The sequence below is a fragment of the Roseateles aquatilis genome (assembly GCF_002205645.1).
Lineage (GTDB): Bacteria > Pseudomonadota > Gammaproteobacteria > Burkholderiales > Burkholderiaceae_C > Roseateles > Roseateles aquatilis.
The window spans coordinates 1-12269 of record NZ_NIOF01000020.1; the positions used below are offsets into that span (position 1 = coordinate 1).

General features: G+C 63.0%; 11 protein-coding genes. 7 read left to right on the top strand and 4 right to left on the bottom strand.

Annotated features, from left to right (window positions below; genetic code table 11):
* The 7 genes from CDN99_RS25690 to CDN99_RS25705 form a co-directional block, all read left to right on the top strand.
* On the top strand, nucleotides 1-1149 hold a 1149-nt coding region (locus CDN99_RS25690; RefSeq protein ID WP_141100994.1), incomplete at its 5' end, for an RHS repeat domain-containing protein.
* Nucleotides 1150-1203: 54 nt separating this feature from the next.
* Entirely contained in the window at nucleotides 1204-1479 is a 276-nt protein-coding gene (locus tag CDN99_RS25695) for a hypothetical protein (protein WP_088388206.1), read from the top strand.
* Nucleotides 1480-2420: 941 nt separating this feature from the next.
* Nucleotides 2421-2888, top strand: a complete 468-nt coding sequence (locus tag CDN99_RS28495) for a hypothetical protein (protein ID WP_141100995.1) — start codon at nucleotides 2421-2423, stop codon at nucleotides 2886-2888.
* A 97-nt stretch (nucleotides 2889-2985) separates the two neighbouring features.
* A complete protein-coding gene (locus CDN99_RS28500) occupies nucleotides 2986-3603 on the top strand; it encodes a hypothetical protein (RefSeq protein ID WP_141100996.1) in 618 nt (205 codons plus the stop codon).
* Between the two features lie 238 nt (nucleotides 3604-3841).
* Nucleotides 3842-4153, top strand: a complete 312-nt coding sequence (locus tag CDN99_RS28505) for an immunity protein TriTu family protein (protein ID WP_445677778.1) — start codon at nucleotides 3842-3844, stop codon at nucleotides 4151-4153.
* Nucleotides 4154-4462: 309 nt separating this feature from the next.
* Nucleotides 4463-4753 carry a hypothetical protein gene (locus tag CDN99_RS25700; protein WP_202820324.1) on the top strand — a complete coding sequence of 97 codons (291 nt, stop codon included), beginning with the start codon at nucleotides 4463-4465 and terminating at the stop codon, nucleotides 4751-4753.
* A gap of 595 nt (nucleotides 4754-5348) precedes the next feature.
* Nucleotides 5349-6503: a MutS-related protein gene (locus CDN99_RS25705; protein WP_141100998.1), complete on the top strand. Its 1155-nt coding sequence runs from the start codon at nucleotides 5349-5351 to the stop codon at nucleotides 6501-6503.
* On the opposite strand, the gene gspF is transcribed toward CDN99_RS25705, so the two are convergent.
* The 4 genes from gspF to gspN are packed head-to-tail and all read right to left on the bottom strand — an operon-like array spanning nucleotide 6472 to nucleotide 12267.
* Nucleotides 6472-7680, bottom strand: coding sequence for a type II secretion system inner membrane protein GspF (gene gspF, locus CDN99_RS25710; protein WP_088388211.1), 1209 nt, complete (start codon nucleotides 7678-7680; stop codon nucleotides 6472-6474). The genes CDN99_RS25705 and gspF overlap by 32 nt on opposite strands.
* 41 nt (nucleotides 7681-7721) lie before the next feature.
* Nucleotides 7722-9149, bottom strand: a complete 1428-nt coding sequence (gene gspE, locus CDN99_RS25715) for a type II secretion system ATPase GspE (RefSeq protein ID WP_088388374.1) — start codon at nucleotides 9147-9149, stop codon at nucleotides 7722-7724.
* Between the two features lie 17 nt (nucleotides 9150-9166).
* A complete protein-coding gene (gene gspD, locus CDN99_RS25720; protein ID WP_158218970.1) occupies nucleotides 9167-11449 on the bottom strand; it encodes a type II secretion system secretin GspD in 2283 nt (760 codons plus the stop codon).
* 2 nt (nucleotides 11450-11451) lie between these two features.
* The gene (gspN, locus tag CDN99_RS25725) at nucleotides 11452-12267 is read right to left on the bottom strand and encodes a type II secretion system protein N (protein WP_088388215.1); all 816 of its coding nucleotides are present in this window, start codon (nucleotides 12265-12267) and stop codon (nucleotides 11452-11454) included.
* Between the last annotated feature and the right edge of the window lie 2 nt (nucleotides 12268-12269).

Sequence of the window (12269 nt, forward strand, 5' to 3'; positions counted from 1 at the left end):
ACCAGCCTCGGGGCGGACGGGTATGTGGAGGAGCGGATTCCGGGGACGGCGATCGATGCCAACACGGCCGGGGTCAGGAATGGGCGGCTGTTCCTGAAGGACCACCTAGGGTCGGTGATCGGGATCGTCGATGAGGCGGGGCAGTTGCAGCAGCGGATGAGCTACGACGCGTGGGGGCGCCGGCGCAATATCGACGGCAGCGACGACAGCTGGGCGACGCTGGGGACGATCAAGAACGATCAGGATAACTCGGGGTACACCGGGCACGAGCAGCTGGATCAGCTCGGGCTGGTGCATATGAATGCGCGGTTGTATGACCCGATGACTGGGAGGCATGTCAGCGCGGATCCGACGGTGCCGGATCCGAAGGATCAGCAGGCGTTTAATAGGTTTAGCTATGTGCTAAACAATGCGCTCATCTATACCGATCCTACGGGCTTGACCCCAGTGCCGTTTGAATCGTTGACGAATCAGTTCTCGGACTTTCAGTTTGATAGTCGTGGTTGGGGCTGCGTACTTCCATGGAAGTGCCGGGAAGAGGACAAGAATGCGAAGCCGCTGCCTGATCAGGATGAGGAGGGCAAGAAGCGCAAAGATGAAAAAAAGAAAACAGAGCAGAGTGGCAAAAATGACAGTCCTATCGCCACGGCCGCAAAAGACTTAGCAGGGTGGAGAGCCGAGGCAGGCGGGTTCGAGCCGCAGGCCGGCTTTCCTACCCCAAATGAGTTAGTTGAATCTAGAGCAGCCGAAACTCTGGAAAGACTCATTGACGAGGGGAAAGTTCCTCCGGAATGGAGGATTATCGTCGCTGGTTTCGGCGCTGGCGTTATCGTGGAGTCGACCGGACGAGGGCCGCAGATTGGGCCAAATTGGAAACCTCGTGACATTTCAGACCCAGTGTGTAGATCCGGCTGTGAACGCGTGGCGCGACAAATTCAGAAACACGTGAATGGAAAAATCGCTCGAATTGAGCCTAAAGACGCCCCGATGTTAGGTCCATTTAGGGGGAAGGATCATGGTTGGGTATACCACGAGGTTGTGGTGAAAGACGGGCGGGTTTATGATCTAACAACAGGGCACAAGGGGTTGTCGGTAGAGGAGTATAAATCTCTATGGAAATATAAAGAAGCAATTAAATTCAACTTTTAGGATTTTATGCCAAATTGGAATAATATATTCACTCATGTTAGGCGTGACACGGGGATGTTTCTCCCCAACCAGTCTTACGATGAAGCGTCGGCGTTTGTGCTAGGGTACGACATCGCAATGGATGGGGAGGTTCTGCGTGGCTTTCAAGAATGGTTGTCGATCAAAGCAGGAGGGGGCGCCAATCTCCATTGGAGCGTACTAGTCCTCGAGATATTGCTCTTGATAGATACTCGAACAGGGGCGCGCATTGAGCTCGATGCAGTTCAACAGAAAGCCGCTATTGAGGGATTGTTTGATCTGATATTCGAGTTTGACGCGGAGCGTAGGTGAGAAATATCATAATCTGCGCTTGGCTCCTGTGGTGATCGCATTGATGGGTTTTGTTGCTCCAAATTGTCATATGTCGGCCGGCGCAAATGAAAGGTTTGTGAGATAACTTCAGTTCGAATGCTTTCAACCGAGATCATTATCCAGTAGATCAGCGGGCGAGAAAAGATGACTATCCCGGCTTGTGAGGACAGATAGTATTGGCCGTGAGTGTTGTCCCGTGCACGGATCTTCGGAGAGATTGGAGTACTAGATTGAACGACCGACGGAGCCCAACAAGCGCGGCTGACGCGAAAACTGTCGAAGAATTCATCGACCAACTTCATCGGGACGGGATTTCCATTATCCAGACGGTGAAGCACGTCATGACGCGCTATGACATGAGCCTCCGGCATGCAAAGGAGATCGTGTCAACGTAGCCGTGTTGGAGATCATTCGTCGAAGCCTCCACTCCTCTGCACGAGGAAGCCATAAGAGTCGTGTTGGAGAGCTCTGACGATTTAGTCGGGCATACCCCAGAGTCACCAGTACCCGAAGCAGCGAAGGGAATCAATGAGCAGTGAACAAGACCTCCTCGCTCACGTCGATGGCGCGCTGGCGGTTGCTCGCGGGCGGAGGCTCGGAAGTATTCGAAGCCGAAAATCGAGGCGTCTTCGATGAGCTCGTTCTAGAAGAATGGCTCCATCCTGAGAGCATGGGAGAAAACGAGTGGTGGCTACGTATTGGGGACGCCAGGCTATGGGTCACGAGGGACGCGGCCGGGAAGGTGCGGGTCGATGTGGAACGGGGTTGCTATACCGAGATCCATGGAGACACAAAACTATCTCGGGATGCTAATCCCTTGTAATGTGAGTTATGGTTTCTTGGCTCAGCGATCTTTTGCACTGATCATTCTTCAGCGATCGCATGGATAGAGGCACGACACACATCAAACCGAAGCACGTATGGCAACACGTCGAGTGAAGATCGGCGACATCGTCGAGATTGAGACAAAGGACGGCTTGCGCTATGGCCAGTACTCCGATAGGCACAAATCATATGGAGCAGTACTGCGCATGTTTGGCGGGGCTTATTCCATACGTCCAGAGAGCTTTGACGAGATGGTCCAGCAAGAGCCAGTCTTCATCTGCCTTGTCCCGCTGGGTGCTGCAGTGAGTCGTGGCATTTTCGCGGTAGCGGGAAATGCAGCGCTGCCTCTGGCAGTAATCAAGTTTCCATTGTTTCGCTCGGGAATCGTCGACCCTTCCACTCGCAAAGTGCGCACTTGGTGGTTGTGGGATGGGGAATCCGAGTGGCGCATTGGTGATTTGACGGAGGCTCAGCGAAAGTTGCCAATTCGTGGTGTATGGAACGACACAATGTTGATCCACCGCCTCGAATCGGGATGGACGCCGGAGACGGACTCGACGTAAGGCTGAAGAGGGATCAATTGGTTCATTAACCTATCGCGTGACGTGAAGCACGTCTTCCGCCGGGACTATTACCCCGTCGACCCGACCTTGGATCTAATTGAAGATCATGATCGAAGCAAGACTAGAACTTCACGCTGGAACGCTCAAGCAGCTAGTGAGCAAGTTGCTATCACTGCTAGCAGAGCTTCGTCCGTCCCATCACAGTCTGGGCGAGGATGAAGCTGGGCAGTTGATCGGCGATCCGAAGGGGTTCGTCGATTCTCTGACAAACCGATCGCCCGGGCCGTGGCTTACTGGCAAATTTTGCTCGTATGACATCAGCTTGGCTGGACCGAAAGAAATTATTTGCTTTGCCTCCCTTGAGGTGTCGTCCACCCTCGCTGAGCAATTTATGGTGGAGATGGCGAGCCTCAATCCGGTATTCGGCTCTGCCTGTGTACAGGATGAGAGAATTCAACGAAATCGGATCGCGATATCTCTGGGTTCTAATAATATTGAGAGTTGGGTTGGACGGGATACGCAGAAATATATCCCGGGTCTCTATTGGCTAACGCTATTGCCCGACGCTTTGATGAAACGAAACGGCATGGTGTTCAGCGCGACGTCTTGGAGGCGGTCGCACGTCAGCACATTGAGCTTGAAGCTGGGCAGCACTTGTTCTGCTTCTATGAGAGGCCAGAGGATTGGCGGGAGACGTCCGCCATCAAGAATTTGATCGCATCATTGCCCGGAGTATTCGATATCGAAGAAGTCAAACCGCTACTTTCAGCTGCGAGGAATTTCCTTGACTTGCACGCGCTGCTGCGAGAGTGGAAATAGAACCTGCGATGGTCTCACTGGCAATCCGAATCGCGCAACAGTAGATGGCTTGAAAGCACCGCGGCAAGGGCGTTGGGCAGTCAGGGCGATAGATGCGTGTATTTTGAGATATAACTTCAATTAATTAATCGTTGATGCTGATAAATTTCGTTGATTGGGCAAGGACCTTCATGCATGCCTCACGAGCGGGCGGCATGGAGGCCAAAGTCACGGAAAGCGAGCCGTCGGACAACCGATCGGCACGGCTGGATATTTATACGCCTGGGACGGTTGCTCGCATCACCTGTTGGGAGAGTGGTGACTATTATGCGGAGGCTATCGATCTAAAGACGGGGCAATCGATCTTTTCACGCCACGGAGAAATTCATGCAGAAGTTCCGATTCCTATAGAGCTCGCTGAGTTCTTCAAGTCACTTGCTGGCACCGATTTGTTGAAGACCTTCTGATCACAGTGCCAGAGATGCAAGTGGTCCACCAAGCACACATGAATGACAACGGTAAGTTGTTGCCTCATGTGCTTCTCGGCGACGTGATAAGGTTTGCATTGCAGGTTGGTCGGAATACTTCAGGCCAAGAGGTGCTGCGAAAACTACTCGAAGTCGTGGAGGCCTGAATGCTATTTAGCGAGTCCGACGTTTCGAACCTGGTCGCGGTCTCTTTTATAAAAAATCTTTGTGGATAAGATTCGGCCGCTATGCCTCTAGTACCTCTAATGGGCGAGGTGCCGGAAGAGCATTTAAGGAGGCTTTGCGGATATGACATCCATTGATCAACCTGAATGGGTAACTCGAGGCAAGGCAATTCGGCAATTGATTGCGGAGTTGCAGTCGTTCGAAAATCAGGAGATGATGGTGGAAATTTCCCTTGACGACGGGTATTTCCATAAACCGATAAGCCTCGTGAAGAAATCCGGCAAGATATGCCTTCTGGTGAATAGCGAAATTTTATGTCCTCAAAGAGGTCGGTTGAGCACAAGAACGAAATCCAGCAATTCGCTCAAATCTTTCCCTATGCTCGAACCCGCCTGGCGTGCCTCAGGGAGTTGACGGGCAGGGTGCCTGCAGCGGATCTCCAATACTTCGCTGCACGTGATGCTGCCCGGCTGGTCCGGGACGAAGCGGCTCGACTCTCTATGGCCGAGGCGTAAATGCTGGATGCGCTGTCGAATGCGAGGCGCCTGCTGATATCGGCCACGGATGAGGTCGTGCAACGATGGCGCTCGCTATGGACTGCGTCCTCCCCGGGGCGCGGGGAGCCGGTGTTGCTGGTCGGAGCAGAGGACGCACGCTAGTTCTCGATGTCGACCGCAACCCTCGGCGAGTGGGTCGTCGATGCGCAGACCTGGAAGGACCTCGATCTGGATTAGCTCATGCACGCCGGGTGCAGCGTGCTGGCGCAACACGCTGTTCATCGAAGCCTGCTCAGCGGGAGTAGTCAGCCGGACGATGACGACGCCCCGTTGCCCGATCAAGTCGCGGCATATCTGGCCGATCCTTCGCTCGCGCACGCGCGCCGGCCAGCGTTCGAACAGTTGAAGACGCTCAAGTTCGATCCCACGATGGCGCTCTTCTGCGATCGGCTGCCGGCAATGCCGGATTGGGCGCGGCATCTGCGTTGGTTCGGACTTGCGTTGTCGGTAGCTTGCGGGTTGGTGTTGGCACACCGGCGGCGATCGTCGCGGTCCTCGGTTTGCTGGCGGTCTCGGGCTTCGTGCAGATACTGCTCTACGACCAGTTGCAGCACTGGAAGCTATGCCGCGAGGCCTTCGTGACGATGTTGCGCGCATCGATCGAGGCGGAGGGAGAGGGCAGCGAACGGGCCGCCATGGCTCGTCGAGTCATTCGCGAGCTGGACGCACACTGGCTCGTCCGTTCCCCTCAGGCGGCCGAGACGCTCAATCTGATCGCGCTTTCCGAATACGCGTCGATGCCGGCGAAGCTTCGGCGATTGCGCCAGCGATTGGAGGCACTGCGTTCCCTCTATCTGCGTCTGGCTCGGCGCGAAGCCGCGAGCGGCATCGCCGCCCTGCTGCGGCGCTCCGGCGCGCATTGCCGCCCGGAGGTGGTGGACGAACCGCGCAAGCTCGCGTTCCATGCGCTCGGCAATCCGCTGATTCCTGGCATGGCGCCGATTCCGTCGCTGATGCTGCAGGGCAAGGGTGCTTTCATCACCGGGCAGAACGGTGTCGGCAAGAGCACGCTGCTCCGCAGCGTCGGCGTGAACCTGATCGCGGCGCGCGCCTTCGGCCATTGCTTCGCCGATGCCGCCGTCGTGCCGAGCGGACCGGTGATGACCAGTCTCCACATCGAGGATTCGCCTTCGCAGGGGCACAGCCTCTACGTCGCCGAACTGCGTCGAGCTTCCGAGTTGCTGAAGGCGGCACGAGCCAGCGGGACCGGCGTCGTGCTCATCGACGAGGTCTTCGCCGGAACCAATCATCTGGACGCCGTGAGCGTGGCCGCGACGGTACTCGACGAGTTGTCGCGGTACGCGGCGGTGCTGGTCTCCTCGCACAACGTGGTGCTGGCCCCGCTGCTTCGCGAACGGCTGACCCCGCTTCAGGTGGTCCGCGCCGGCGCAGGTGTGTCGATCAAGGGAGGCATCCTGGTGGAGACCAACGGAATCTCCCTGCTTCGCGAGCATGGCTTCGGCGAGTCGCATGTGGCCCGAGCACAAGCCGTCTTCAGCTGGCTGTCCTCGTTCATGTCCAACCCGCCACCCGATCAAGCGCCGATCGCGCTCCCAGGCCGACCTTCCCAACGCCTCACTGCGTCGCCAACCGATTCATATCAATGATCGGCAGCAGCACCGACAGCACGATCAGCATCACCACGCCGCCCATCGCGACGATGAGCAGCGGCTCCAGCAAGGTGGCGAGCACCATCGCGCGGCGCTTGACCTCGCTGCCGAGCTGCTTGGCCGCGCGCTGCAGCATGTCGGGCAACTGCCCGGTCTGCTCGCCCAGGCGCGCGAACATCGACAGCAGCCCCGGGAAGCGCTTCTTGCCGGCCAGCGCCGCGCCCAGCGGCGCGCCCTCGCGGACCATCGCCAGCGCGTCCATCGCATCGGCGCGCATCGCGTGGTTGGAGAGGGTTTCCGCCGCCGCCTGCAGCGCCTTGAGGATGGGCACGCCGGCCCCCGCCAGCATGGCCAGGGTGCCGGAGAAACGCGCGGCGTTGTAGCCGCGCGAGAGCCGGCCCAGCAGCGGCAGGTTGAGCCACGCGGCGTCGAAACGCTGGCGCACGCTGTCGCGCTTGAGCAGCTGGCGCGCGCCGAAGAACGCGCCGATCAGCACGACCAGGATCACCAGGCCCCACTGCCGCAGCACATCGGACATGCCCATCATGATCCGCGTCAGCAGCGGCAGCGTCTGCCGCGTCTGCGTGAAGACGGCCGCGACCTGCGGCACGACGTAGGTCAGCAGGAAGCTCACCGCCAGGATCGAGATGATGCAGACGATCACCGGGTAGGCGAGGGCGCCGAACAGCTCCGACCGCAGGCGCTGCTGCTCCTCCAGGTCGTCGGCCAGGCTCTCCAGCACCGGCCCCAGCGCGCCGCTCTGCTCGCCGGCGGCGACCACCGCACGATAGACGTCGTCGAACTCCCGCGGCGCAATGCCCAACGCCCGCGCGAACGAGGAGCCGGCGTTGACCTCGGCCTTCAATTGCGACATCAGCTCGCGTTGGCGCGGGTCCTCGGCCTCGTCGGCCAGCGCGGCGAGCGAACGCTCCAGCGGCAGGCCGGCCGAGACCAGCCCGGCGAGCTGCCGCGTCCACACCGTCAGCGTCGCGGCCTTGAAGGCGCGGCGCGACCAGCGCGACCGCGCCTGCTGCGCGACCACCGCCTGCACCTCCATCGGCACCAGGCCCTGCGCGCGCAGTTGCGAGCGGGCGGCGCGGACGGTGTCCGCCTCCAGCAGTCCCTGGCGGGGCTTGCCGGCGGCATCGACGGCGTCGTACTTGAAGGCGGGCATCGCGGGGACCTCGGCTGAAAACTACGGGAAGCGGCGCGACGTCACTCGCGGGTGACGCGCAACACTTCCTCTTCGGAGGTGACGCCGGAGGCGACCAGCCGGTCGCCGTCCTCGCGCATCGAGCGCAGGCCGTTGGCGCGCGCCGCGGCCAGGATCTCGGACTCCGCCGCCTGGTTGTGGATCAGGCCGCGGATGGTGTCGTCGCAGACCATCAGCTCATACACGCCGGTGCGGCCCTTGTAGCCGCTGGCGGAGCAGGCCGGGCAACCGACCGGGTGGTACCGCGTGCCGCCCTCGGCCAGCGGTTCGGCCGACTTGCACACCGGGCAGAGCTTGCGCACCAGCCGCTGCGCCAGCACGCCCAGCAGCGAGGAGCTCAGCAGGAAGGGTTCCACGCCCATGTCCGTCAGGCGCGTCACCGCGCTCACCGCGTCGTTGGTGTGCAGCGTGGCCAGCACCAGGTGACCCGTCAGCGACGCCTGGATGGCGATCTGCGCGGTCTCGTAGTCGCGGATCTCGCCGATCATGATCACGTCCGGGTCCTGCCGCAGGATCGCGCGCAGCGCCTTGGCGAAGCTCAGGTCGATGCGGGCGTTGACCTGCGTCTGGCCGATGCCGGGCAGCTCGTATTCGATCGGGTCCTCGACCGTCAGCACGTTGGTCGTGGCCGTGTCCACCGTCTGCAGCGCCGCGTACAGCGTGGTCGTCTTGCCGGAGCCGGTCGGACCGGTCACCAGCACGATGCCGTGGGGCTGCTGCACCAGGCGCTGGAAACGCTCCAGCCGCTCGCCGTCCATGCCCAGCGCCGCCAGCGTGAAGCGCGACTCGGACTTGTCCAGCAGCCGCAGCACCGCCCGCTCGCCGTGCGCCGACGGCAGCGTGCTCACCCGCACGTCGATCGCGCGGCCGCCGATGCGCAGCGAGATGCGGCCGTCCTGCGGAAGGCGCTTCTCGGCGATGTCCAGCTCCGCCATGATCTTCAGCCGCGAGATCAACGCCGCATGCAGCGCGCGGTTCGGCCGCACCACCTCGCGCAGCGTGCCGTCGACACGGAAGCGCACGCTGCTCTCGCGTTCATAGGGCTCGATGTGGATGTCGCTGGCGCCGTTGTTGGCGGCCTGCGTCAGCAGCGCATTGAGCATGCGGATGATGGGCGCGTCGTCCGCCGCCTCCAGCAGGTCCTCGACCGCCGGCAGGTCCTGCATCAGGCGCGACAGGTCCACGGCGCTCTCGACCTCGCCGATCACCAGCGCGGCGCTGTCCTCGCCGCCGGCATAGGCGACCTGGATGCGCTGCGACAGCTCGGCGGCGCTCAGGCACTCGACCTTGTGGGGCGCGTAGACGCGTTGCAGCTCGGACAGCGTCGGCAGCGACATCGCGGGCGTCGCCCACAGGGTGCGCTGCTGGCCGTCGTCCTCCAGCAGCAGCTGCTGGGATCGGGCGATCGCGTAGGGAAGCGGATGGCGGATGGCCATGGTGTCTCCGCTCAGCGGCCGGGCACGTTGCCGGGGGCGCTGCCCGCGGGCGACGAGGCCGGATTGATCGGCAGCGGCAACTGGTTGGGGTTGACCGACCCCGGTGCCGACGCCGGCTTCTCCGGCAGCAGCGGCGCGCCGGTGTCGGGCAGCACGAGGTTGGACTTGGGCTGCGAATCCTGCTGGTAGGCGCGGATCGCGTCGTAGCGGTCCATCGTCAGCGCGGTCGCGTTCTCCGGCGTGCGCAGCACCACCGGACGCAGGAAGATCATCAGGTTGGACTTGATCCGCTTGCGGCTCTGGTTCTTGAACAGGTTGCCGATCAGCGGGATGTCGCCCAGACCCGGCACCTTGTCCTCGCCGTCGGTGTACTCGTCCTTCATCAGGCCGCCCAGCACCAGCACCTGGCCGTCCTCCAGCGTCACCGAGGTCTCGACCGCGCTCTTGTCGAAGGTCGGCCCCTGCGTCGCCGAATTGACCGTGGCGACGACGCTGGAGTTCTCTTGGTAGACCTTCATGCGCACGGTGCCGTTCTCGCCGACCGTGGTGCGGACCTTCAGACGCAGGCCGACGTCGCGGCGCTCGAAGGTCTGGAAGGGGCTGGTGGTCGTGCCGGAAGTGGTCGTCGCGTTGCCGGTGATCACCGGCACGTTGCTGCCGATGAGCAGGTCCGCTTCCTCGTTGTCCTGCACGATCAGCGACGGCGTGGACAGCACGTTGGTGCCGCTGACCGAGCCCAGCGCGTTGGCCACCGCGCCCAGCGTGTAGAAGTTGCCCACCTTCTTCAGGAAGCCCAGGTTCAGGCCGGCCGGGACCTGGCCGCTGGCCAGGGCCGCCGCCGCGCCGGTCTGCCCGCCCGCGACCGCGCCGGTCAGGTTCAGGATGTTGCTGTAGCCGGTGCCGAAGTTGGTGCCGAAGCCCGACACCGTCGAGTCGCCCTTGTTGCCGAACAGCTGGTTGAACTGCACGCCGAACTGGCCCAGCTTGCTGGCGTCGACCTTGACCACCAGGGCCTCGACGTAGACCTGCGCGCGGCGCGTGTCGAGCTGGTCGACGACGGCGCGGATCTGGCGGTACATCGGCTCCGGCGCGGTGATGATCAGCGAGTTGGTCGCCGGATCGGCCTGCACGAATCCCCCGGTGTTGACCTGCGCGGTGGCCGACACCTGCGTGGACGCGTTGCCGCTGCCGCCGCCGCTGCTGCCGGACGACCCCGACGAGCCGCCGCCGCCGAACGACGAGTTGCTGCCGCCGAAGCCGCTGCCACTGTTGCCGCCGCCGGTCTGCGCGCTGGCGAAGTTGCCGGTCGAGCCGCCACCGGACGTGCCGCTGCCGGAACCGCTGCCGTTGTTGCTGGTGAAGGCCGCGCGCAGCACGGTGGCCAGGCGCACCGCGTCCGCGTTCTTCAGGTAGATGACGCGGATGTTGGCCGAGGCGTCCGCGCCCGGCTGGTCGAGCTTGGCGATCATCGCGCGCAGTTGCGCCAGCCGCGCCGGGTTGGACGCGCGCACGATCAGCGAGTTGCTGCGCGGATCGGCCTGCACGCTGCCGTTGCCGCCGCTGGCGCCCTGCGCGGCCGCCACGCCCGGCGTGGCCGGGCCGCCCTCGGACAGGCGCTGCACCAGCTGCACGATGTCGGACGCGACCGCGTTGCGCAGCGGGATCACCTCGATGTCGGTGTTGGACGGCTGGTCCAGCGCCGCCACGATGCGCCGGATGCGCTGCAGGTTCTCGGCGTAATCGGTGATCACCAGGCTGTTGTTGCCCGGGTTGGCGTTGATCGTGTTGTTGGGCGTGATCAGCGGACGCAGCACCGCCACCAGGTTGTTGGCGTTCTCGTGGTTGAGCTTGAAGATCTCGGTCACCACCTGGTCGCCGCGGGCGCGGCTCTCGCCGGCGATGGTGACGTTGCCGGCCTGGAGCTTGGCCTCGGCCTCGGGCACCAGCTTGAGCAGGCCGCCGGACTCGACCATCGCGAAGCCCATGCCGCGCAGCGCGGCCAGGTAGCTGAGGTAGGCCTCCTGCACCGGCACCGGTTGCTCGGCGGTCAGCGTCATCGTGCCCTTGACGCGCGGGTCGACCAGGATCGGCTTGCCCAGCGCGGCGGACATGGCGCGGCTGACGGCTTCGATGTCGGTGTTGACGAAGTTCAGCGTCACCGGCGTGCTGGCTCGCACCGCCGGCTGGCGCCGGTTCTGCTGCGCGCCCTGCGCTCCGGCCTGCAACGGCAGGCTGCCCGCGATCAGGCTGATCGCCATGCCCAGCGCCGTCGGACGCATCAAGTGCTTGTTCATGCTCATCCCACCGAGATGATCGAGCGCGCACCTTCGCGCCGCCCGATGATGTTCAACAAATTGGCCAATGCGGCCTCGCTGCCCGGAGCGGGCGTCGCCTCGCCCCGGAACTGCGGCCGCGCGCCCAGGCTACCCTGGCCGCTCAATTGCAAGGGACCCTGCTGGGTCATCAGGACCAGTTGTGGCACCGCGCCGCCTACCAGGTTCAAGCGGTAGCTGCCCAGCGGCGCCAGTTGCGCCAGCCGCGAGGAGAAGTCGCGCAGCTCCAGCTGCGCGATGCCCTGCACGCGCAGCGTCTTGCCTTCACCGTCGAAGATGAAGCCCTGCGCGCTGATCGCGATCGTGCCGTCCGGCGCCACCGTGTTCCACGGCGTGCCCAGGCCGACCAGCCAGCCGGCGGGCCAGCGGATCCACGGTTGTTCGGGCGAGGTGTCCGGCAAGCGCAGCGTCAGGCGGTTCATGCCCAGGCGCGCCGTCAGCGGGCTCGCCGGGCGCACGCAGCAGGTCTGGTCCAGGGTCAGCCGCACGCCCAGGCCGCCGTCGATCCAGGCCGGACGCAATGCCCAGCCGAGCCGCTGCGGCAGCTCGCTCGCATCGTTGCTGCCGGCGCCGGGGCTGAGGATCACGCGCGCGCTGCCGTTCCAGATGCTGCCGCGCGTGTCGGCCAGCAGCAGGCGCTGGTTGGTGGCGGCGGCCAGGGTCGAGGCCAGCCACGCCGCCGGAGCCCAGCCGGCCACGGCCACCACGACGCCCAGCGCCGCGCCCGAGATCGCCCAGCGGCGCGCGCGGATGGGCAGGGTCGACTGCGGGGTCGCCATCG

Coding starts and splice junctions, on each gene's coding strand:
- CDN99_RS25695 (WP_088388206.1), top strand. CDS start 1,204: ATGTTTCTCCCCAACCAGTCTTACGATGAAGCGTCGGCGTTTGTGCTA.
- CDN99_RS28495 (WP_141100995.1), top strand. CDS start 2,421: ATGGCAACACGTCGAGTGAAGATCGGCGACATCGTCGAGATTGAGACA.
- CDN99_RS28505 (WP_445677778.1), top strand. CDS start 3,842: ATGCTGATAAATTTCGTTGATTGGGCAAGGACCTTCATGCATGCCTCA.
- CDN99_RS25700 (WP_202820324.1), top strand. CDS start 4,463: ATGACATCCATTGATCAACCTGAATGGGTAACTCGAGGCAAGGCAATT.
- gspF (WP_088388211.1), bottom strand. CDS start 7,680: ATGCCCGCCTTCAAGTACGACGCCGTCGATGCCGCCGGCAAGCCCCGC.
- gspD (WP_158218970.1), bottom strand. CDS start 11,449: ATGAACAAGCACTTGATGCGTCCGACGGCGCTGGGCATGGCGATCAGC.
- gspN (WP_088388215.1), bottom strand. CDS start 12,267: ATGGCGACCCCGCAGTCGACCCTGCCCATCCGCGCGCGCCGCTGGGCG.